The 22,974-nt window shown below is 39.5% G+C and carries 19 protein-coding genes, 4 tRNA genes and 1 pseudogene; 14 read left to right on the top strand and 10 right to left on the bottom strand.

All coding sequences use genetic code 11. From position 1 onward, the window contains the following. Positions 1 to 179: 179 nt before the first annotated feature. Positions 180 to 1,901, top strand: coding sequence for a thiamine pyrophosphate-dependent enzyme (locus tag ABFY81_RS11395; protein ID WP_077168912.1), 1,722 nt, complete (start codon positions 180 to 182; stop codon positions 1,899 to 1,901). A gap of 220 nt (positions 1,902 to 2,121) precedes the next feature. Beyond that, complete coding sequence (gene ettA, locus ABFY81_RS11400; protein ID WP_004705132.1) at positions 2,122 to 3,783, top strand: energy-dependent translational throttle protein EttA; 1,662 nt, start codon at positions 2,122 to 2,124, stop codon at positions 3,781 to 3,783. Positions 3,784 to 3,873: 90 nt separating this feature from the next. Here the strand turns inward: ettA and ABFY81_RS11405 are convergent. Next, positions 3,874 to 3,984: pseudogene (locus ABFY81_RS11405) on the bottom strand (hypothetical protein); the annotation flags it as partial. Between the two features lie 283 nt (positions 3,985 to 4,267). On the opposite strand from ABFY81_RS11405, the gene ABFY81_RS11410 reads away from it, so the two are divergent. The 8 genes from ABFY81_RS11410 (at position 4,268) to ABFY81_RS11445 (ending at position 13,329) form a co-directional block, all read left to right on the top strand. Next, the gene (locus tag ABFY81_RS11410) at positions 4,268 to 4,666 is read left to right on the top strand and encodes a cation efflux protein, CzcI-like (protein WP_254626892.1); all 399 of its coding nucleotides are present in this window, start codon (positions 4,268 to 4,270) and stop codon (positions 4,664 to 4,666) included. Positions 4,667 to 4,896: 230 nt separating this feature from the next. Beyond that, positions 4,897 to 5,514: an isoprenylcysteine carboxylmethyltransferase family protein gene (locus tag ABFY81_RS11415; protein ID WP_347913807.1), complete on the top strand. Its 618-nt coding sequence runs from the start codon at positions 4,897 to 4,899 to the stop codon at positions 5,512 to 5,514. Positions 5,515 to 5,652: 138 nt separating this feature from the next. Beyond that, positions 5,653 to 5,826: a hypothetical protein gene (locus ABFY81_RS11420; RefSeq protein WP_019458438.1), complete on the top strand. Its 174-nt coding sequence runs from the start codon at positions 5,653 to 5,655 to the stop codon at positions 5,824 to 5,826. 197 nt (positions 5,827 to 6,023) lie between these two features. Next, positions 6,024 to 6,419 carry a cation efflux protein, CzcI-like gene (locus tag ABFY81_RS11425; protein WP_347913808.1) on the top strand — a complete coding sequence of 132 codons (396 nt, stop codon included), beginning with the start codon at positions 6,024 to 6,026 and terminating at the stop codon, positions 6,417 to 6,419. A gap of 57 nt (positions 6,420 to 6,476) precedes the next feature. Further along, entirely contained in the window at positions 6,477 to 7,886 is a 1,410-nt protein-coding gene (locus ABFY81_RS11430; protein ID WP_347913809.1) for a TolC family protein, read from the top strand. Then, positions 7,886 to 9,094, top strand: coding sequence for an efflux RND transporter periplasmic adaptor subunit (locus ABFY81_RS11435; RefSeq protein WP_004705147.1), 1,209 nt, complete (start codon positions 7,886 to 7,888; stop codon positions 9,092 to 9,094). The genes ABFY81_RS11430 and ABFY81_RS11435 overlap by 1 nt, the downstream gene beginning before the upstream one ends. Then, entirely contained in the window at positions 9,084 to 12,242 is a 3,159-nt protein-coding gene (locus ABFY81_RS11440) for a CusA/CzcA family heavy metal efflux RND transporter (protein WP_347913810.1), read from the top strand. Before ABFY81_RS11435 ends, ABFY81_RS11440 begins: the two co-directional genes overlap by 11 nt. 130 nt (positions 12,243 to 12,372) lie before the next feature. Then, a complete protein-coding gene (locus ABFY81_RS11445) occupies positions 12,373 to 13,329 on the top strand; it encodes a cation diffusion facilitator family transporter (protein WP_347913811.1) in 957 nt (318 codons plus the stop codon). A gap of 18 nt (positions 13,330 to 13,347) precedes the next feature. Here ABFY81_RS11445 and ABFY81_RS11450 read toward each other — a convergent pair whose 3' ends face one another. Next, complete coding sequence (locus ABFY81_RS11450) at positions 13,348 to 13,686, bottom strand: membrane protein (protein WP_002051673.1); 339 nt, start codon at positions 13,684 to 13,686, stop codon at positions 13,348 to 13,350. A gap of 273 nt (positions 13,687 to 13,959) precedes the next feature. Here ABFY81_RS11450 and ABFY81_RS11455 point away from each other — a divergent pair, with 273 nt between their 5' ends. Then, positions 13,960 to 14,907: a hypothetical protein gene (locus tag ABFY81_RS11455; protein ID WP_019458432.1), complete on the top strand. Its 948-nt coding sequence runs from the start codon at positions 13,960 to 13,962 to the stop codon at positions 14,905 to 14,907. A 92-nt stretch (positions 14,908 to 14,999) separates the two neighbouring features. Here ABFY81_RS11455 and ABFY81_RS11460 read toward each other — a convergent pair. The 8 genes from ABFY81_RS11460 to ABFY81_RS11495 form a co-directional block, all read right to left on the bottom strand. Beyond that, positions 15,000 to 15,075, bottom strand: a tRNA-Glu gene (locus ABFY81_RS11460). A gap of 88 nt (positions 15,076 to 15,163) precedes the next feature. Continuing rightward, a tRNA-Glu gene (locus tag ABFY81_RS11465) sits at positions 15,164 to 15,239 on the bottom strand. A 134-nt stretch (positions 15,240 to 15,373) separates the two neighbouring features. Then, positions 15,374 to 16,258 carry a hypothetical protein gene (locus tag ABFY81_RS11470; protein WP_134262515.1) on the bottom strand — a complete coding sequence of 295 codons (885 nt, stop codon included), beginning with the start codon at positions 16,256 to 16,258 and terminating at the stop codon, positions 15,374 to 15,376. A gap of 115 nt (positions 16,259 to 16,373) precedes the next feature. Continuing rightward, the gene (locus tag ABFY81_RS11475) at positions 16,374 to 17,792 is read right to left on the bottom strand and encodes an amino acid permease (RefSeq protein ID WP_347913812.1); all 1,419 of its coding nucleotides are present in this window, start codon (positions 17,790 to 17,792) and stop codon (positions 16,374 to 16,376) included. A 135-nt stretch (positions 17,793 to 17,927) separates the two neighbouring features. Then, positions 17,928 to 18,003: transfer RNA gene (locus ABFY81_RS11480), tRNA-Glu, on the bottom strand. A gap of 25 nt (positions 18,004 to 18,028) precedes the next feature. Beyond that, a tRNA-Ala gene (locus tag ABFY81_RS11485) sits at positions 18,029 to 18,104 on the bottom strand. Positions 18,105 to 18,161: 57 nt separating this feature from the next. Continuing rightward, complete coding sequence (gltX, locus tag ABFY81_RS11490) at positions 18,162 to 19,670, bottom strand: glutamate--tRNA ligase (protein ID WP_049066028.1); 1,509 nt, start codon at positions 19,668 to 19,670, stop codon at positions 18,162 to 18,164. A 117-nt stretch (positions 19,671 to 19,787) separates the two neighbouring features. Then, a complete protein-coding gene (locus tag ABFY81_RS11495; protein ID WP_031956437.1) occupies positions 19,788 to 20,087 on the bottom strand; it encodes a hypothetical protein in 300 nt (99 codons plus the stop codon). Positions 20,088 to 20,487: 400 nt separating this feature from the next. Here ABFY81_RS11495 and ABFY81_RS11500 point away from each other — a divergent pair, with 400 nt between their 5' ends. From ABFY81_RS11500 to ABFY81_RS11510, 3 genes are all read left to right on the top strand, one after another. Further along, positions 20,488 to 21,486 carry a sulfate ABC transporter substrate-binding protein gene (locus tag ABFY81_RS11500; protein WP_263614743.1) on the top strand — a complete coding sequence of 333 codons (999 nt, stop codon included), beginning with the start codon at positions 20,488 to 20,490 and terminating at the stop codon, positions 21,484 to 21,486. Between the two features lie 226 nt (positions 21,487 to 21,712). Then, complete coding sequence (gene rsmH, locus ABFY81_RS11505; protein WP_100290800.1) at positions 21,713 to 22,636, top strand: 16S rRNA (cytosine(1402)-N(4))-methyltransferase RsmH; 924 nt, start codon at positions 21,713 to 21,715, stop codon at positions 22,634 to 22,636. Further along, on the top strand, positions 22,636 to 22,968 hold the full coding sequence (locus ABFY81_RS11510) for a cell division protein FtsL (RefSeq protein ID WP_004705170.1): 333 nt from the start codon (positions 22,636 to 22,638) through the stop codon (positions 22,966 to 22,968). The genes rsmH and ABFY81_RS11510 overlap by 1 nt, the downstream gene beginning before the upstream one ends. Positions 22,969 to 22,974: the final 6 nt, after the last annotated feature.

Below are 22,974 nucleotides of genomic sequence, written 5' to 3' on the forward strand. Positions count from 1 at the left end.
TAAAGTTCAGCAGTTTTAAGCATAAAAGAACTTAGTTTAATTTTTTCAGATCACTGAATTAAATTTACATGATGTTGAGAGAACGCCACAAAAACTTACTGGCAGTCTGAACCTTGCAAGAACACTATAAAAAGCAAAAGTAATTCAATTCATGATAAAAAAGCTGGAGAAGTGAAGTAATGAGTACTCAAAAAGTATCTGACATTATCATTGAGGTGCTGGAACAAGCAGGTGTTCAACGTTGCTACGGTATTGTAGGTGACACCTTAAACCATGTCACCGACTCCATGTCTAAGAGTAAAATTGAATGGATTCATGTACGCCACGAAGAGGTTGGTGGCTTTGCAGCAGGTACGGATGCTTTACTCAGTGGTCACTTAACAGCATGTGCAGGATCTTGTGGACCAGGGAGTCTGCACTTTATTAATGGTTTGTATGAATCGCATCGTAATCGTGCCCCAGTCATCTTGATTGCCAGCCAGATTTCCACCGAGATGGCTGGATTTATCGACTTTCCACAATATGTCGATTTTAAATCGGTTTATGCCAAAAATTCGGTTTTCTGTGAAGAAATAACCCAACCTTCACAAGCCAGACATATTATGAGTATGGCTTGTCAGGCTGCACTGACCAAGCGTGGTGTCGCCGTGGTCATTGTTCCTGCGAATATCAGTGAAGCGTCAGCTGAAGCAGGTCTACCTTTTGTACCACGCCAAACAGATCCCGATATTTTGCCGAGTAAATCTGAGCTCAAACAGATTGTTGATCTGATTTCACAGCATCAAAAAATTGGAATTTATGCAGGGGCAGGATGTGAGGGTGCGCATGACCAACTGGTGGCTTTTGCAGAGAAGTTAAAAGCTCCCGTAGCACATACTTCACGTGCCAAAGATTTTGTCGAATATGACAATCCATACAATATGGGTATGACAGGTATTTTTGGTAATAAAGCGGGTTATCACACCCTTATGGATTGTGATTTACTAATTTTACTGGGTGCCGATTTTGCATGGGCACAGTACTATCCAAGTCATGCCAAAATCTTGCAAATTGATATTGATCCGACTCATTTGGGTCGACGCCATCCAATTACATTGGGCGCCGTGGGTAAAATTTCATCGACGCTCGATGCTTTATTGCCACTACTTGAAACACGTCATGAACGTGACTTTCTAGATCATTGTCTTGCGCTGAAACATCAGAGTGATGAAACACGCCATAAAGAAGAGCGGGTAGGTAAAGATGGGCTGATCCATCCACAATATCTGGTTTCGCTACTCAACCGCTATGCAGATCAGGATGCAATTTTCTTCGGAGATGGTGGTTCACCGATGGTGTGGGTATTAAGACATATTGACGTCAATGGCAAACGTCGAACCTTTACCAGCTTATTACATGGCACTATGGCCAATGCCATGCCACAAGCACTTGGAGCACAAAAAGCATTCCCGAATCGCCAGATTATTGCATTGTGTGGAGATGGTGGCTTAGCCATGTTACTGGGCGACCTGCTCACTACAATTCAGGAAAAATTACCAATCAAGATTGTGGTGTTTAACAATAGTTCGTTGAATTTTGTAGAGCTTGAACAAAAAGTTGAAGGATTGCTTGACCATTATACTGATTTGCTCAATCCTGATTTTGGTCAGCTTGCTAGTGTAATTGGTTTGCATGGGCAAACAATAAAGCATGGCGACGGGTTGGAGCAGGCAGTTGAAAGTTTTTTAAAACATGATGGCCCAGCTTTACTCGATGTTCATACCAATCCGATGGAACTGGTAATGCCGCCAGATCCTAACCTGAATCAGGTTTCATCAACCTCACTCTATGCAATTAAAGCATTAATGTCGGGTCGGGTAGATGATGTTAAAAACTTATTAGTCAATAATTTCATTAAATAAATCTATGTAAATCAGTTCAACTCTCCGCATTCTGATAAATGAAAAATGCATGATTCAAGGTCATGCATTTTTTATATCAGGAAACAATTTTGACGACATTTATCAGTCATAAAAACCGATTAAACTCAATCACGCCTTATTTTTTTGCCGCGTTCAGCATATAATAGCTACTATTTTTCGCTCATTGCGATCTGTTGGTTTTTCAATTGAGGAGTCCTGCGTGGCCCAATATATTTATACGATGAACCGAGTGTCTAAGATGGTTCCGCCAAAGCGCGAAATCTTAAAAGACATCTCTTTATCATTTTTCCCGGGTGCCAAAATTGGTGTTCTCGGTTTGAACGGTGCGGGTAAATCTACCTTGCTTCGTATTATGGCTGGCGTAGATAAAGATTTCTCAGGTGAAGCTCGTGCACAACCTGGAATTAAAATCGGCTATTTAGAGCAAGAGCCGCCACTTGATCCAACTAAAGACGTTCGTGGTAACGTTGAAGATGGCGTACGTGAAGCTTTAGATGCTTTAGAACGTCTAGATCAGGTATTTGCAGAATATGCAGACCCAGATGCAGATTTTGATGCGCTTGCAAAAGAGCAGGAAAAATTAGAATCAATTATCCATGCTTGGGATGCGCACAACCTAAATAACCAGCTTGAAATCGCGGCAGATGCCTTGAACCTTCCAGCTTGGGATGCAGATGTAACATTACTTTCAGGTGGTGAACGTCGTCGTGTAGCGCTTTGTCGTTTATTGCTTTCTAAGCCTGACATGCTTCTTCTTGACGAACCGACGAACCATTTGGATGCAGAGTCTGTATCTTGGTTAGAGCGTTTCTTGAAAGATTTCCCTGGCACAATCGTTGCGATTACGCATGACCGTTATTTCCTTGATAACGTTGCCGAGTGGATCTTGGAGCTTGACCGTGGGCATGGTATTCCTTACCAAGGTAACTACTCTTCTTGGTTAGAACAGAAAAATGCTCGTTTAGAACAAGAGCAGAAACAAGAAGAATCTTTTGCTAAAGCATTGAAAAAAGAACTTGAATGGGTTCGTTCAAATGCGAAGGGTCAGCAAAAGAAAAACAAAGCACGTATGGAACGTTTTGAAGAGCTTAACTCTAAAGAATTCCAACAACGTAATGAAACGTCTGAAATCTATATTCCACCTGGCCCGCGTTTGGGTAATAAAGTTGTGGAAGTTGAAGGTATCAGCAAATCATTCGATGGCCGTTTGTTGTACGAAAACTTAACGTTTACCGTACCTCCAACAGCTATTGTGGGTATCGTTGGTCCAAACGGTGCGGGTAAAACCACTTTATTCCGTATGATGACTGGCGAACAGCAACCGGATACGGGTACTGTGACTTTAGGTGAGTCGGTTAAAGTGGCTTACGTAGGTCAGATTCGTGATACCTTGGATAACAATAAAACCGTTTGGGAAGAAGTTTCTGGCGGTTTAGATATCCTGAAAATTGGTGATTACGAAATCGCATCACGTGCTTATATTGGTCGCTTTAACTTTAAAGGCCAAGATCAGCAAAAACGTGTAGGTGAATTGTCTGGTGGTGAACGTAACCGTTTACAACTTGCGAAGATCTTACAGATGGGCGCAAACGTGATCTTACTGGATGAGCCATCGAACGACTTGGATATTGAAACTTTACGTGCGCTTGAGGATGCAATTCTTGTGTTCCCAGGTACGGTAATGGTGGTATCGCATGACCGTTGGTTCCTTGACCGTATTGCAACGCACATCTTGTCGTTTGAGAACGAACAGCCAGAATTCTACACTGGTAACTATGCAGAATATGAAGCTTACCGTCAGTCACGTTTAGGCGAAGATGCATCTCAAAAACGTACGAAATACAAAAAGATTACGGGTTAATTATCCGTAAATGAAAAACCAGCCTAAGGGCTGGTTTTTCTGTTTTTATGAATCAAACTCTTATTTATTAAAGTCACCTCTTAAATCTGATCATATAAGAGAGGGTGCTACTATGACTACATCAAATGCCATTGCTAAAGAATAAAGTGCCATACGTGTTACACGTTTAAACGTATTTCATCTTTTTGCTGTAATGCGATCTTAAAGTTTTTAAATTATCCGCTCGGCTTTTAAGGTATTAGTAGTTTGCTAAACTTACTGTTTGCAACTAATTGAGGTGAAAGGATATAAAAGCTGCATTTATAGTTTTTACAATTAGGCAGTATTTTTTTGAAATCCTAATTTTTAGATTTTTAGCCACGAAAGAAAATTTAGGAACAATTTGATTTACAAGAACTGAACCTATAAATCAAGATTCTGTAATTTTATTACATGTAGATTGCCTGCTATAGTGACTTTGTGCAATTTACGTCATGGTGTACCGTTGGCACGTTCTACAGTTTTTATGTCCGTCTTGTTTAGTTTGCTTATATTCCAAAGCTTATGGAATGTGGCAGCAGCATTTTGTGTGCATGAAAATAGGGGAACAGCATTACAACATTTTGGTCATCATGCAGATTTAAATGTGTATCAATCTTCAGACCATATGCAGACTGAACATGTTGGTATTGTAGAAAATTCTGATAATGCTCCACTAAGTTGGCAAGATCATCATGATCATTTACCTTCATGTTTTCATGTAGTCATGACTGATAACGCCAAACAGGCTCAAGAACCTGTTGTATATGTACATGAGCGTTCACAAGTCTATTACTGGTCTAATTTTTATCAGTCTCCGTATCTTGGAGACTTAAATCCTCCTCCTGTTTTAACCCCGCTATAGGTGGGGTAGCCGAAAAATAACCCACTAGAAATTTATTTATTTCAAAGGGTTAATTGTATGTGTAAACAAGGCACGGTAGTCCTCTATGTGGATTACTCATTTAGATATTCACGTCTTTATTCTAATCAAAAGGCAGAATATAAGTTTCCATCAAATTTTTCTGAAGAACAGAAATATCATCTAAACAAAACAGTTACCTTGTCTCTGAGTATTCACAGTGATGGGGGATTATGGAAATGAATATTTTATTTTCCCCCCGTGTTCGAACTGTGAGTTCCAGAGTTATTGGTTTTGTTTTGGCTATTATTCTCGCTTTAAGTTTTAGCAAATGGCATTTTCAGGCGGCATTTGTAGAACATATCTTATGGGTTTTTGGATGGCTATTTGTTGGTATCGGAGTAATGGGAAGAATATGGTGCAGTCTTTACATTTCCGGATTTAAAAATGCCAAGTTAGTGACTGACGGCCCATATTCTCTGTGTCGAAATCCTCTATATCTGTTTAGCTATTTGGGAGGACTCGGAATCATGTTGATTACTGAGACTTTCATTTTTCCCATATTATTCACGCTTTATTTCTTCTGTTATTACCATTATGTCATTAGTCAAGAAGAAGCTTTTTTAAGTGAAAAATATGGAACAGCATATACAGATTATGTAAAGACAATTCCCCGTTTTTTACTCAGTTTCCAGAATTTTAAAGAACCAGATTTTTATCAAGTCTCACCAAAGCATTTTCGTCTTTTTTTGACTCAAGTCGTTTGGTTTATCTGGATTGCTGCGTTGGTCCAACTTTTTGATGAGCTGCGATCGCATGGTGTTCTTCCTTCATTATTTAGTTGGTTTTAGTAGAAAAGTGAAATGTGCATGCTTTTCAAAGAATCGGAAGATTGTACTGAATTGATGAATCGAGGCATGCAAAAAATTATATGTATTTAAGGATTAACTCCTTAAATACATTCGGAATATTTAGATTAGGTGATTATGATGTTAATTAAATTAAATATAAAATCGGCTTTGATGGTTCTATTTCTTTCAACGAGTTTGGCTCATGCTGATGGAGGATTAATATTCCTCGAAAAGAATATTAAGTCTCAGCAAGAAACAAAAGCTAAAACAGAAAAAAGTAAGAATCATCATTTAACATGTAAACGTAAATAATTTTTATTTTTGCAGAAAGCTAATTATTTAATAATTAGCTTTCTAGCTATAAAGATAAACATTTTTAATGGCTTATTTATCTTTAATCCAAGTTATTCGGTATTGTTTCTGTGTTGGCCTTCAGAGATGTAATTTTATTACATGCGATGAGCCTGCTATAGTGCCCTTGTTCAACTTTTTAGTTTAATGGTGTGCTGTTGCCACGTTCTGCACTTTTCATGTCCGTCTTGTTCTGTTTGCTCATATTCCAAAGTTTATGGAATGTGGCAGCGGCATTCTGCGCCCATGAAAATCAGGAAAAAGCATTGCATCATTTTGGTCATCATGCAGCGTTGAATTATGAAATTTCACAGCATGGCCATACTGAAAAGACTGACGTCGCAGGGACCACTCACAAAGCTCCTTTGAACTTGTCTGATCATCATGATCATTTACCTTCATGTTTTCATGTTGTGATTGTAGAAGCGCAAGAAAAAATTGTTTCACCGTTAATGCGATCATCTGAGCTCAAACAACAATACTATTGGTCCAATTCTTATAAGTCCCCTCATATCTCTAAACAAGATCCGCCTCCTGTTTTAACCCTGCTATAGGTGGGGTAGCCGAAAATTAGCCCACCAGAAATATTATTTATTTCATAGGGTTATTTTATGTCTATTTTTTTATACGAAAAACGTTTCGTTAGTCTGAGTTCCTCTTGGGTACTTAAATCATTAGTTGTTGCTGTTGCACTTTCAGCTAGTGTGATAACAACTGCTGCTAGTTCAAATCAAAATCTTGCTGAGAATACTCAAGCGCAGCGCGTACAGAATGTTTTAACGTTCGACCAAGTGTTAGATCAGGTTAAGCAGTTTCAGACTCAAACAGGAATTTGGCAAGCTCAACAAGATATTGTAGACAGTAATATCAAGCAGAGCCAGCTATGGGAAAATCCTACTGTTTCAGTACAGCAAACGGGTTTTAACTCTGGAAAAGATCAGGAGCTTGAACTTGGGATCTCCCAAAAGCTAGATATTTTTGGTGTACGCTCCGCGGCAAAAAAACTAGCAACTGTTCAGCAAAATCAAGTTGAGCTAAATCAGGTTCTGTATGATGCTCAACTGAAGCTGGCTGTTAAATATTTATGGTCACAAGTATCAATTTTAGAGCTTCAACATGAGGTTGCAAAAGCTCAGTTAAGAACAAGTCAAAACTTTCTTGATGCTACGCGTTTACGCTTTCAAGCAGGCAGTATTGCTCAGGTTGATTTAGACCGGACTTTAATGACGCATGTTGAAAATCAGCGTTTATATCAAGAAGTTGAATTATCACTGAGTAGTGCCAAACGAAAACTGGCGAACTTATGGGGTGAGACGGAAGATAACTTCACCTTACGTCCAGATATCAAAAGTGCATGGCCTTTAAAAAATGAAGGTGATATCGATCAATACTTAAAACAGAATTTGTTAGAACAGTCCATGCGGCTTCAAGCAATACAGCAAAATTCTGAAATTAATTATTTAAAAGCAAAAAATCGCCCTACGCCTACGGTAAATATGGGTGTAGTTCGTAGTAAAACTGCAGATACAAATAGTACTGAAAATCAGATTCGAGTAGGTATTGCAGTTCCCTTAAACATTTTTAATCGTCAACAATATGCCCTAAAAATTGCTCAAAGCAAACTTGACTTAATTGCCCAGCAGCAAAGTTTTTATAAAAAGCAAAGCTTAGATTCTATACGCACCTTACAGTACGAGTTGGCTGGTTTAAAGCAGCAATATAACTTGATGAATGAACAGCAGATTCCTTTATCAGAAACGGTACAGGAGAAAATGTTGCTTGGTTTCAAAGTCGGTAAATTTGCAATTACTGATGTTCAGCAATCTACCTTGCAATTACAAGAACAAAGGTTGAAAAAAGTTCAACTACTTAAATCTGCTTGGCAAAAAGCAATTGAAGCAGAAAGTTTAGCTCTCGGGATCGATCCTAATATGGTGATGGCTGGAGATGCATTAAATCAAATCAATCAAAATTTATGGCAAGACACTTATAAGTTGCCGACAGTTGGAGGGGCAGAGTAATGTCAGTTAAAAAAATGAAAAACCAATGGCTTATTGCTATTTTGCTCCTGATAGTCTGTCTTGTTATAAGTGCTTGGTTATTTTTCTCAGGGAAAAAACAGCCTAATACTGAGAAAAGTGAAGAAGGACATACAGAAGGTGAAGCAGGCCATAGTGAGTCTGAAAAAGAGGAAGGAAGTTTAAATCTGACTTCTAAGCAACTGGTTGAATATGGTGTGAAGTTAGAGCAAGTAGGACGTGGAGAAGTTGAGCAGAGTCTTTCTTATCCTGCCAAACTTGTCGTAAATACAGACCAGCAAGCACATGTCTCTTCTACTTTTTCTGCACGAGTGGATAGCGTAAATGTTGCGCTGGGACAACAAGTTGAAAAGGGGCAAGCGCTTGCGACTTTATTTGTACCAGATTTGGTCGATCAACAAGCTAACTTAAGCATGGCACAAGAAGCACTCACATTAGCTCAGCAAGATTATCAACGTGAAAAGCAATTGTGGGAACAGGGTGTTTCAGCACGTCAAGATTATCAACGTGCTTACAATGCTTATCGTCAGGCACAAATTCAGGTACAGGCTGCAAATAGCCGTTTAAGTGCCTTGGGAGCGAATCGTTCAAGTAGCGGTCGATATGTTTTAACGGCGCCTTTAAGTGGTGTAATCAGTAATAAAGATATTGTCATTGGTGAGCAAATTGGCCCTGAAAAACAATTATTTGTGATTGATCGCCTAGATCAACTATGGGTTGAGTTTGTGTTACCAAGTACAAATACCAATATTCAGCCTAATCAGGAAATTGAATTTAAATCACTGCAAACGAACAATATTTTCAAAGCGCAGGTACAAAGTTTAACTTCAGAAGCGGATAGTCAAACTGGTCGATTACAGGTTCGGGCCAAGGTGCTGACACCTTCAAAAGAATTACGTCCTAACTTAATGGTCAACGTGTTACTGAAACAAAATAATGCAGCGACGGTATTACGGGTTAACAAGGCAGCGGTACAACAGATTGATGGAAAGAATGTGGTCTTTGTTGCAAAACAGGAGAAGGACAAAATTCATTTCGCTCCAGTTACCGTAGAGTTAGGCAATTATTCTTCAGATGCACAATGGGTCGAGGTTAAATCCGGAATTACTGAAAAGCAGCAATATGTGACTCAAGGTAGTTTCTTGCTCAAGTCCGAACTTGAAAAAGGGGAGGCTGAGCATGGACATTAATAAACCTGATTTGCCAGAGGCTGAAGGTTTGTTTGATCGGATCATTCAGTTTTCAATTAAAAATGCCATCTGGGTCATGATGTTTGTTATTGCTTGGATTGGTGTTGGAATTTATAGCTACCAGAAACTTTCAATTGATGCCGTGCCAGATATCACCAATGTGCAGGTACAAATCAATAGTCAGGCCAATGGTTTTACGGCACCAGAAGTTGAGCAAAGGATCACTTATCCGATTGAAAATGCCATGTCTGGTATTCCAAATCTGGAACAGACTCGTTCAATTTCCAGATATGGTCTTTCTCAGGTCACGATTATCTTTAAAGATGGTACCGACATTTACTGGGCAAGACAGCTGATTAACCAGCGTTTACAAGAAGCTAAGAGTGCTTTACCCGATAGCATTGATCCACAAATGTCTCCAATTTCAACTGGACTGGGTGAGATTTATCAATGGGTGGTAAAAGCAGAGCCAAATGCCAAAAAAGCAGATGGTTCAGCCTATAGCGCGATGGATCTGCGTGAAATTCAAGACTGGATTATTCGTCCTCAGTTACAACGCGTACAAGGGGTAGCCGAGGTTAATAGTATTGGTGGATATAACAAAACCTATGTGGTTTCACCAGATCTGACGCGGTTACAGCAGTTGCAGATTCCACTCACCGACTTACAAGATGTGCTTCAAAATAACAATGAAAACCGCGGTGCTGGATTTATTGAAGAGAATGGTCAGCAACTCACAGTTCGTGTTCCGGGTATGCTGACGTCGATACAAGACATTCAGAACGTTACGGTCGCAACTAAAAACGGTTTACCTATACGGGTTGCTGATGTGGCCTCAGTATCGATTGGTCATGACTTGCGTACTGGTGGTGCTACCTATAATGGGCAGGAAACTGTTTTAGGTATCGCCATGATGATGATGGGGGAAAACAGTAAAACAATTGCCAAAGCGATTGATCAGAAAGTTCAAGAAATTCAAAAATCACTCCCTCAGGGTGTTGTGATTGAAACAGTCTATGATCGTAGTAGTCTCGTAGATAAAGCGATTAAAACGGTAGCCAAAAATTTGATTGAAGGGGCGATTTTAGTCATTGTTATCCTTTTCATTTTTTTAGGAAACTTTCGCGCCGCTTTAATCACCGCTTGTATTATTCCCTTGGCAATGCTTTTTACCTTAACGGGTATGGCAGAACAAAAAATCAGTGCTAACCTCATGAGCTTAGGAGCTTTAGACTTCGGGATCATTGTGGATGGGGCAGTTGTTATTGTTGAAAACTGTATTCGGCGTTTAGCTGAAGCACAGCATTTAAAAGGTCGTTTATTAACACGTTCAGAACGTTTTACAGAGGTCTTCCTTGCAGCTAAACAGGCACGACGCCCACTAATATTTGGTCAGATCATCATTATGGTTGTGTACCTACCAATTTTTGCTCTGGCAGGCGTAGAAGCAAAAATGTTCCATCCTATGGCAATGACCGTTGTCCTAGCGCTATTGGGAGCAATTATTCTATCTGTGACCTTTGTGCCGGCTGCTGTCGCTTTGTTTGTTACGGGTGAAGTGAAGGAAAAAGAAAGCCGTTGGATGATGACCTTGAAAAAAGGTTATGCAGGCTTACTCGATAAAGCATATGCCTTCCGATATGTTGTCGTTACAGCAGCGGTCAGCATCTTGATTTTAACAAGTGCAGTTGCAACAAGAGTAGGAAGTGAGTTCGCGCCTCAGTTAAGTGAAGGTGATTTTGCATTGCAACTCATGCGTGCACCGAGTACTGGTATCGAGGAATCACTTAAGATTCAGGAGAATGTGGAAAAGCAGTTATTGAAAGCTTTTCCCGAAATTAAAGCCATTTTTGCAAGAACAGGAACGGCCGAGGTTGCTACGGATGTGATGCCTCCTAATATTTCTGATGGTATCGTGCTATTAAAACCACACGATCAGTGGCCAAACCCTAAAGAAACAATAGATGAATTGCGTGCCAGAATGCTGCAATTCGTGAACCAGATTCCTGGTAATAACAGTGAATTTTCACAACCAATTGAACTACGTTTTAATGAGCTTATTTCAGGTGTACGAAGTGATATTGGCGTGAAAGTTTTTGGGGACGATATGCAGGTCCTCAATCAGGAAGCGGAGAAAATAGCTCAACAATTACGTAGTATTCAAGGTGCTAGTGAAGTCAAAGTTGAACAGACTGACGGTTTACCATTACTGAATGTAGATGTTGATCATGCATTGGCTGCCCAATACGGATTATCAGTTAAATCGATTCAGGATATTGTCGCTGCCAGTATTGGCGGGCAGAGTGTAGGGCAAATTTTACAGGGCGATAGACGTTTCGATTTTGTGATTCGTTTGCAGGAAAACATGCGTACGCCTCAGCAGTTAGCTCAGTTACCGATTCGCTTACCAAATGGAGGTCTGATTCAGTTACAAGACGTCGCAAAGGTTGAGAATATTTTAGGCCTTGCTCAAGTAAGTCGTGAAAATGGTAAACGCCGTGTTGTTGTGACAGCAAATGTGCGTGATCGGGACCTTGGGTCTTTTGTACAAGAAATGCAAAGCAAGCTATCACAGCAAAAGTTACCTAGCGGTTATTGGTTAGGCTATGGCGGACAGTTTGAGAATCTTGCTTCTGCTACTGCAAGAATGCAAATCGTCGTACCTATGGCACTCATCATGATCTTTGTGTTACTGATGGCTGTATTTAGCAATTTTAAAGATAGCTTACTGGTATTTAGTGGTGTTCCTTTCGCTTTATCCGGTGGACTAGTCGCTTTATGGTTGAGGGATATTCCACTTTCCATGTCTGCTGGGGTTGGGTTCATCGCTTTATCGGGTGTTGCTGTATTGAATGGTCTGGTCATGCTCACGTTTATTAAAGAGCTAAGAACAACCTTAAATGTTCATGCGGCAACTTGGAAAGGAGCGGTATTACGATTACGTCCAGTATTAATGACAGCATTCGTAGCTTCACTTGGTTTCATTCCGATGGCCTTGGCGACAGGAACCGGAGCAGAAGTACAACGACCTTTGGCAACGGTCGTAATCGGTGGCATTATTTCATCTACGATATTAACTTTGGTTTTATTACCAGTGATTTACCGATGGATGAATGAAAGCAAAGCAAAAAACGCTGAGCATTCATAATGTCATCGTTTTGAGATATCTTTTTTGATGACAGCGTCAATTCAAAAAAGTGTTTGAAAGAGGTAAAAGTAAAATGTATCTATTGTTACTTTTACCTCTCCATAAAGATAAATAATAAGGAGTCCGCAAAATGGGTGGACAACATGGTCATGATCATAGTCATGCTGTAGTGACTGAAGGTAATGCTAAGAAATTAATGATTGCTTTAGCACTGACTTCAACATTTTTAATTGTTGAGGTCGTTGCTGGTTTAATCACGCAAAGTTTGGCGTTACTCTCTGACGCTGCGCATATGTTTACCGATGCAGCTGCTCTGGCAATTGCTTTGGTTGCAATTCAGATCGCGAAGCGTCCAGCTGATAATAAACGTACTTTTGGTTATCAGCGCTTTGAAATTCTCGCTGCATTATTTAATGCGCTTATGCTTTTCGTGGTGGCGATTTATATTTTATATGAAGCTTATATCCGCTTCTCTAAGCCACCTGAAATTCAAAGTGTGGGCATGCTCATTGTAGCAACCATTGGTTTGGTGATTAACCTCATCTCAATGAAAATCCTTATGTCGAGTGCCAATAACAGCTTAAATGTGAAAGGTGCTTATTTAGAGGTTTTGAGTGATGCGCTAGGCTCGGTTGGCGTTATTATTGGTGCAGTTGTGATCTACTTTACCAACTGGTACTGGGTCGATACGATTATTGCGGTACTGATTGGTTTTTGGGTATTACCAAGAACATGGGTTTTACTTAAACAAAGTATCAATATTTTGCTCGAAGGTGTACCCGAAGAAGTCGATATCGAAAAGTTACGTGCTGATTTACTGTCTTTAAATAGTGTTGAAAGTATTCACCAACTCAAGGTATGGGCAATTACTTCTAAAAACATCCATTTAACTGTGCACTTATTTGCGCCTGAAGCTGACCGTACTAAGCTTTATCAAGATGCTGTTGAAATGCTTTCCCATGAGCATGGTATTGGCGAAGTGACATTGCAAATTGAAGATGATGCCGAGATCAATTGCCAGCATATTGCTCAACATGCTTCACATGAACATGATGAGACTGCTAAAGAACATTCACATCAGCACTAAGCTGATGTGAATACTTTTTTAAATTTCCCATTCGTGATTGCAGTCACGACATTTCCAGTGTTTCTGTGACTGCATAAATGCTTGCATAGACAATTTAAAGTCAGGCAGATCACGCCAGAACATAAAACCTGCCCCTAAAGTCACAACAAAAACAACGACCGTTGCAATTTGTAGAGAAGTGCCTGCACCATTGCCAAAAATCCACATAAAAATACTAATCACCACCAAGAGTAATAGTACAAAAATGGCAGGAACTAAAATCACTAAGCTTTTAGGCACAACAGGCTTGGCACTGTTAACACCTTGGCTTACAGGCATAATTTTAACACTTTGACATTGAGGGCAACGATATTGCATGACAGCTCCACATTAAATTTGAATCTATTCTAACGGAAATGCAAAGAAAGGAAAAAAATTGTAGGCTTTTTAAAAAGTGGCGTGAAAATGAGATATAAAATACTTTTTTGAAACAAGGGTATATGAAAAAATGATGATTTATGCGTACACATAAAAGTTAAAATAATACTGTAGAGCATGCTAATCTAGATAAAAACCAAGTGTATTCAACACTGGAAATGAGCTGAAAAGCTTATTAGTAGGATGCGAAAGAAATATAAAAAGGAGAAGGACTTGGGTCAAGAAGATGACAATAAGTCGGAGCCTATAACGACATCAACAGTTTCAGGGGCCCCTGACCCTATAAAACTGTCATTCTCACGTCGATTGTTGCATAAGACCTTGCAACATGCTCATGATGCAGTTGGCTTTGCTAGTGATACGACACGTAATCTTGCAGAGGTTGCAGATGCAGCTTTAGATGCTTTAGACCATGTAACAACTCATACAAAGAGAGGAGTTGTTGGCATGACCAATCTGGCAGCTGGAACTGTTAGAGACATGGTGTCTGAAACGAGCGAAACTGCGCGGCAAGTTGCCTTAATCATGGCACGTACCTTTTTAGGTAAAAGCACGCTGAATTTATATTTGCCTGAAATGCTGTTAAACAGTCAAATTCGTAAACGAATAGATCGTTCAGAAATTGATGATATTAAAGTTCAGTGTGGGAACGATCGATTTCAGGTTGAAATAGATGGACACTATCACCGTTTTATATATCGACTTAGTTTAGATTTCCGTGTGTTGGAATGCAGAATTGGGCAAGAAAAATTTTTACGCTTACGCCAAATGGATGAAAGTTTAGATGTGCAAATTCGTCATGGGGGAACTTTGTCGAATTGGGCTGTGCGTCGAATTGGACGAGTTGGTTTTGAAGTGATTAACATGTTGCCTATACCATCGCTGATTAATCATTTGATTCGTGATATTCCAGGCATTCAGCGTGATGGTCACCGTATGTGGTTTATTGACCTTGAACAGGCCGGATTTATTGACTTCATTAATAACCGTTCATGGATGGTCGAGAAGCTTTTAAACTTAACCGACTTTAGTATTTTACCGGGACTTAATATTTTGAGAGAAAGCCGTGAGCTTGTACAGCAATTGGTAGATCAGTTCGAAATAAAAGGTTTGCGAGTTCAATCAGGTCGTCTTGAAGTTCAAGTTGGAATTGCGAATTAAATTAAAATGATGGAAAGCTGGTTGATGATCAGCTTTCTTATCGTCTAGATAAGAAAAAAGCCACTGTCATTATGCAGTGGCTTTTTAGAATTTGGCGTCCCTACGGGGATTCGAACCCCGGTTACCGCCGTGAAAGGGCGATGTCCTAGGCCTCTAGACGATAGGGACTTATATGAGGCTAGTTACCTGTGTGCAGTAAACTGCTTACCTAAATTCTCGACAAAGATAATTAGTCTTTGCTTTTCCTCGAATTTAGTGGCGTCCCTACGGGGATTCGAACCCCGGTTACCGCCGTGAAAGGGCGATGTCCTAGGCCTCTAGACGATAGGGACGTTTCAGAGGTGGGCGTATATTAGGTCGATTTAATAAAAGTGTCAAATAGTTTTATGAAGAAATATTAAAAAAAACGGTCAAGCGCTTAAAAATAACTCAAATTGTAGAAAATATAGGCATTTATAGCTTATTTTTATTGAAAAGGTTCAATAATGGCTTTGATAACTTCATGATGCTGTAAGTAACCAACAATTTCATGAGGCTGGTTGGCAAAAGTAAAAATTTCTTGATTGATAATTGGTGGGGTAAAATCAAAAGGTGCTTCACTTAATGGGAAAGCTGTTAAAAAATCATCTTTTGAGTAGAAATTATACCAATCACCATTGAGACATTTTGGTCGTTCAATCGGAATAGGGAGTTTACTTTGTATTACCCGAAAAGAAAGTGGTGAAGCTAAGGTCACAAAGCGTTGTACTGAAAAATGATAAGCCGGATCTGATAATAAGTGAAATGCAATCACAGAACCCAAAGAGTGCGCAACTACAATGCAGTCTTCATCATCGTGAATTTGTTTTAAAATTCTTTGGTGAACTTCATGCATAAAATCAGGATTTGATAAATACATGTACGTTTCAATTAAGAATTGTTGAATTAAGCTCTCGTGTAGTTTTGGAAAACTATTTAGAAGGATCACCATTTCCTTAAGAACACGGTCTTTTACTAACTGAGAGGTTAGATATAGGCGTTCTGATAAGCTTTCTGCTGGTTGATCTGGGGAAAGCGGAAGCTGAGGAACAAAAGGAGTATGTTCCTTAAGTGTAGGGGGTTGGTGGTTTAAGTGGATAGGCAGGTGAAAGTTAAAAGATTTTGGAAGTAAGGTGTTTAGGTCTAATTGATTGGATAATTGATATTTCGTCATTAAATCGCCATAAAATGGCATATGTATATGTAGATCTCTTAAATTAACTCTACAATGTAATTGTTTTAAGCCCAGTTTAAATACTTTTAGCCAATGCTCCTTTAAGCTATGTGCTGTGTAATTCTGCTGATTCATCCCGTGGATAAATATAATTTTCATTGTAGGCAAAGAATTGTTTTTAATATGAATTTTAATCTACAACGGTAGGTTCTATAAAGCCAGTGTCTAGGCAAAAAAAAGTGTAGCTTTTTGCTACACTTTTAATTACAAGCACTTAAGCTTTGTCACGATAAAAAATAAAGTAACTCACATAACATAAAGCAGTAAAAATTAAGCAACCTACAAAACCAGCTCGCATTTGAGGGTCCGCTGCCATACTTAAACAGGTAATAAAGCAGAAAAGAAAACCTAAAATTGGGACACTAGGAAATAATGGTGCAGCATATTTTAAATCTTTAACTGTATGCCCAGCTCGGTACCACTGTCTACGGAAATTGAACTGACTTAAACAGATGCTCATCCAGACAATAACCATGGTGAAAGCTGCAACACCGAGTAAGTTTTTAAAGATGGTTTCAGGTGCAAATTGTTCTGACAATAAACCGGGAATTGCACCAAACATAGTTACTACTAAAGCAACAATAGGCGTTCCGCTTTTTGAAAGAGTTGAAAATACACTTGGAAGAAGCTTTTGTTCTGATAAAGACCACATCATGCGTGATGCTGCATACAAACCTGAATTGGCAGCTGAAAGTAGAGCAGTAATAATTACAAAACGGATGATGTCGTCAGCATATGGAATGCCAATATAATTAAATACAGTAACAAAAGGGCTGCTACTTACACTTTCACTGCTTAAGCCTGCAAGCTGGAAAGGAAGTAATGCGCTGATCACGATAATGGTGCCGACAAAGAAAATAAGAAGACGCCAGATCGCAGCATTAATCGCTTTAGGAACATTCTGAGCAGGATCTTTAGTTTCGCCAGCAGCCACACCAATCAGTTCCGTTCCAGAGAACGCAAAATTCACAATCAGCATGGTCGTAAAAATGGGAAGGAAACCGTGTGGGAACCAGCCTTGGGCAGTTAAATTACTAAATAGAGGAGCAGTTTGAGCGCCATGAAAAGGAATTAAACCAAAAATGGCTAATAACCCAAGCACAATAAATGCAATAACAGTTACCACCTTAACCAGTGCTAGCCAGAACTCAGACTCAGCAAATACTCGAGTTGAACTAATGTTGAGTCCAAAAATCGTCACTGCAAATATGAGAGTCCAAATCCACATTGAGACTTGTGGAAACCATTCCTGCATCAGTAGAGCAGCAGCAGTAAACTCGGTTCCTAGCGTTGCTGTCCATGTTAGCCAATACATCCATGAAATCATATAACCTGTACTTGGACTAATGTACTTTTGAGCATATGCACCAAAAGAGCCAGATACAGGCATGTGGACAGCCAGCTCGCCTAAACAGAGCATAACCATGTAAGCAATCGCGCCCCCAAGAATGTAGGCAATAATTGCGCCAATAGGTCCAGTTTGTGAAATGACTTCCCCTGAACCCAAAAATAAACCAGTACCGATTGCTCCCCCGAGCGATAACATCACAAGGTGGCGAGTACTCATGGCTCTTTTTAAAGGTGCAGTACTGTTCTGATGCTGAGCATCTAGTTGATTGTCAGATGGCTGCATATTACATACACATTGAGAGAATTTGAGAAAGACGCTATTTTAGATAAAATAGACAAATGTGCAATCAAGAAGGTGTCAAAGAATAGACAGGAAGGTGACGAAAGAGTCTTTAAAATGAATTTTTCTAATAGAAAATGGCGTCCCTACGGGGATTCGAACCCCGGTTACCGCCGTGAAAGGGCGATGTCCTAGGCCTCTAGACGATAGGGACTTGATGAGGCAAACACAAAGGATCTTGGTGGAGCCAAGCGGGATCGAACCGCTGACCTCTACAATGCCATTGTAGCGCTCTACCAACTGAGCTATGGCCCCAGTTTGTGTGAGCGCAATATTAGGGTGAATGCGCTCACACGTCAACAAAAAAATGAATTAAGCTTCGCTAGTTGCTTCATTTTTCGGCAGTTTTAAGCTTTCATTGAGCTTTTCCCAGATTTTTACTTCTTTTTTGCTCGGTGCACCCACAATTTCTAATGCATGTCGTAAGCGAGCAAAGGTTAAATCAGGGCCAATCGTAACCATCGATTGCATCACTGGTGTTGAACTAGTTGAACCAGCAATTGCAATAAAGAACGCTGGCATAAAGTCACGTAATTTAATACCCATCTGATTTGCCAAGTCCATTAAGGTTTGGCTAACCGTGTCATTATTCCAAGTAAATTGACCTTCAAGACGCCAAATTGCAAATTGTAAGCTTTGACGAACTTGTTCTTGAGTCAATTTTTTACTTTCAAACATTTCGGCTGTAATTTGTGGCATATGGTTAAAGTAAAAACCAGCCCAATTCACAGCTTCAGAAAGTAAATTAATACGTGGTTGAATAGCCGCAGCAATGTCTTCTAAAGTGCTGCGATCACTTTTCCAAGTAAGTAATCGGTCTAATAATTGGCCCGGTGTTAAACCTTTAATCCATTGACCATTTAACCAATTGAGTTTTTCGACATCAAAAATTGGACCACCTAAAGATACACGTTGAATATCAAAGTGATCCATCATGTCTTGCAGGGTAAATACTTCACGCTCATCTGGCATTGACCAGCCCATACGGCCTAAATAGTTGAGTAAGGCTTCTGGTAGAACGCCGATATCGCGGTAGTAATTAATTGATGTTGGGTTTTTACGTTTAGATAACTTCGATTTATCTGGGTTACGTAACAATGGCATATGGCAAAGTGTTGGCATTTCCCAACCAAAGTATTGGTAAAGCAACTGATGCTTTGGCGCAGATGGAAGCCATTCTTCACCACGTAATACATGAGTGATTTCCATTAAATGGTCATCAACTACATTGGCTAAATGGTAAGTTGGCAAACCATCTGTTTTAAGAAGGACTTGCATGTCGACTTGTGCCCAAGGAATTTCTACTTCCCCACGCAATAAGTCATTAAATTTACATACGCCCTCTTCTGGCACTTTCATACGAATGACATGAGGTTCACCTGCTTCAAGGCGGCGAGTAACTTCTTCTTGAGAAAGCTTTAAACCACGACCATCATATTTTGGTGTTTCACCACGAGCTTGCTGCTCGGCACGCATTTGATCTAGTTCTTCTGCTGTCGCGAAACAGTAAAAAGCATGACCTTTTTCAACAAGTTCTAACGCGTATTGCTTATAAATTCCCATACGTTCTGATTGACGATAAGGTGCATGAGGGCCACCTACATCTGGGCCTTCAGACCAGTTTAAACCTAACCAACGTAATGAATCTAAAATCATTTTTTCAGATTCTGGCGTAGAGCGAAGTTGGTCAGTATCTTCAATTCTTAAAATAAATTCCCCGCCATGTTGTTTCGCAAAACACATGTTAAATAAGGCAATGTAGGCAGTACCAACATGAGGGAAACCAGTAGGAGAAGGTGCAATACGAGTACGAACTTTCATAGATTATGGGTCAAAATAAAAATTGAAACTATTATAACGAAAAAGCCCAGTATTCTGACGTTTTTATTTAACGACAGACTGGGCTTAACTTGAAACGTTGAGGGGGCGTTTCAAATATTAAGAGGTATGCGGCTGGAATATTGCCTGAACAAAACGTGAAAAACGTTCATGCTGTGCTGCAAGAAAATTTTGAGTAGGTGTTACACGAATTGTGTTAAGTACTTTTAGCTCATCATCTGTAGATGGTAAGGCTATGGTATTACGTTTTTGTTGGTCTAGCGCTTTTTCAATAAGCGAAGACTGACGGTCAGAAACGCTTTTGCTCGGTGTATCTTTGAGTGCTGCGGCAACAGATAATTGTGATGCAAAACTGAGCACCAAACCCAAACTCAAAGCTTTTCCATACTTAGTTTTCATTTTTTACTCATCCCCTCAGTACGTACATTTCGTCTATTTTTTGAGTTTAACCAAATGTAAATTACGGTAACGCTACGATTCAAACATAAATTTTAATAAAAAAGTAGAACTATGTCACACTTTTTACAAAAAACACCTTTATTTCACCTTGGTATCTTTTAAATGTAGCCTATCTGTATCCATTACGTCTCATTATTTAACAAATTAATGTGTAGATAAAGTGAAGACTATAAATAAACTATAAGAATAATTACAAAACTTTTCTAAAATATGAATAAAAACTAAGCAGAAATTATATCGTTTAAAGTGATTAGTAAACCTTGAATTGTTATAAGTATTTGATGGAAAAATGAAAACATAAAAATATAGTATAGTTTAAAAATGAAATTGGTTTTTATAAATGAAAAGAATAGCAATAATTGCGGTCGCTACATATATGGGGTTAGCCGTAAGTGCAGTACAGGCTGCGACTACATTTTTAAATGTTTCTTATGATCCAACCCGTGAATTTTACCAAGAATATAATCAGGCTTTTGGAAAATTCTGGAAGCAACGTACAGGTCAAGACGTTGATTTTAAACAATCCCATGGTGGCTCTGGGAAACAGGCTCGAGCTGTAGCGACAGGCCTTCAAGCAGATGTGGTGACCTTGGCTTTAGCGAATGATATTGATGAAATTGTTAAAGCCGGATATATCCAGCCGAACTGGCAAAAAGAGTTTCCTAATAACTCGGCACCTTATACATCTACAGTTGTTTTTCTGGTTAGGAAAGGTAATCCAAAAAATATTCGTGACTGGAATGACTTAACTAAACCTGGCGTTGAAATTATTACGCCTAATCCGAAAACGGGGGGAGCACCACGCTGGATTTATCTTTCTGCATGGGGATATGCTTTAAAACAGCCAGGTGGAAATGATGCCAAAGCAAAAGAGCTGGTTAAAAAACTTTATCATAATGTCAAAGTGTTAGATTCTGGGGCACGTGGTTCGCTGACTACATTTGCTGAGCGCGGAATTGGAGATGTTCTACTCTCTTGGGAGAATGAAGCACTATTGGCAACTAAAGGGCTTGATAAAGATAAATATGAAATTGTTTATCCATCCATTTCAATTTTGGCAGAGCCTTCTGTTGCGATTGTAGATAAAACAGTCGACAAGGACGGTAACCGTACTTTAGCAAAAGGCTATCTTAACTTTTTATATTCACCTTTAGGACAAGAGTTGGCCGCTAAACATTACTTCCGACCACGTAATCCTCAGGTCGCTGCAAAATATGCAGCACAATTTCCAAAAATTAAATTATTTACTATTAATGATGTTTTTGGTGGGTGGGCAAAAGCTCAGCAAACTCACTTTGCCAATGGAGCCATCTTCGATCAGATTTATGAAGGGAAATAGTAAAGATAAATATAGCTAGAGTAGTCGTTTAAAAATTACTTAAACTTTTAATATTGAAGCAAGTGAACCTGAAAAGGTTAGCTTGCTTTTTTATTTTGCTTAAAAAATGCCAAGAAAACGGTTTTCTCTATGAAAAATTAATATTTTCCTACAAAAAGCCGTTTGGTGTTCATCATAAACAAGGTGATAATGTGCAGTTACATTTTTACGCTATGATTTAACTCCTATGTCGCATATTTCTGTCTTACTTTTTGAGACCGTTGAAAGCTTATTGGCAGATCGCACAACTGGGGTGTATATCGATGCAACCTTTGGACGAGGCGGGCATACGCGCTTATTATTGTCTAAACTCGATGAAAATGCTCGAGTATATGCCTTTGATAAAGACCCTCAAGCTCTGGAAGTTGCGGCTGCTTTAGCACAAGAAGACCCAAGATTTACCATTATTCATGCAAGTTTTGCTGAAATTAAAGAAAAAATGCAGGAAATTGGGGTGCAAAGCGTTGATGGGATTATGGCTGACCTAGGGGTGTCTTCTCCTCAATTAGATCAAGCAGAACGTGGTTTTAGTTTCATGCAAGACGGCCCTTTAGATATGCGCATGGATAATTCTAAAGGCTTGACGGCTGCTGAATGGTTACTTGAAATTGAAGAAGAACAATTGGCTAATATCATTTATCAATACGGTGAAGAACGATATAGTCGACGTATTGCGAAAGCAATTAAACAAGCCGGAAAATTAGATACTACGGCACAATTGGCTGAACTTGTAAAAACAGCTCATCCAAAATGGGAAAAGCATAAACATCCAGCTACGCGTACTTTTCAGGCCATCCGTATTGCTATTAACAAAGAACTGGATGATATTGAAGTGTTTTTGCCGCAAGCTGTAGACTTGCTTAAACCAAAAGGACGTTTGTCGGTGATCAGCTTCCATTCGCTTGAAGACCGCTTGATAAAACAGTTTATTCAAAAAGAATCAACTTTGGCCGAGGATTCTGGTTGGGGTATGCCAGAGCAGCAGATTGATACGAGAAGATTAAAGAAAATTTCGCGGGTTCGTGCGAGTGAACAAGAAGTAAAAGCGAACCCACGTTCACGTAGTGCATGGCTTCGGGTTGCTGAACGCTTGGAACAAAAAGGCGAGTAATGAAAAGCAGTGATGAAATCGAAACCACAGGAAAAAAAGTGGTCAAAAAATTCGTAGTGTATGCAGTCATGGTGGCAGTGGTTTTTATCAGTGCCATGATGGTGGTATTACAGGTGTTTGAGTATCGTCATGATTATAGAGAGCTAAGCTCTTATATGCGTGAACGTGACGATCTCAATGCTGAATGGGGACGTTTATTGATTGAGCAGCAAACGTTTGGTGCTACTGCTCAAATTGGTACACGCGCTGTCACACAATTACGAATGTTTTCGCCACCTGCTGCAGAAACGGTGGTAATTTCTTTACCGATGACTCCAGAGCACAATAAGTAAGGCCTT

This window comes from Acinetobacter sp. WA-87, from assembly GCF_039938935.1.
GTDB lineage: Bacteria > Pseudomonadota > Gammaproteobacteria > Pseudomonadales > Moraxellaceae > Acinetobacter > Acinetobacter seifertii.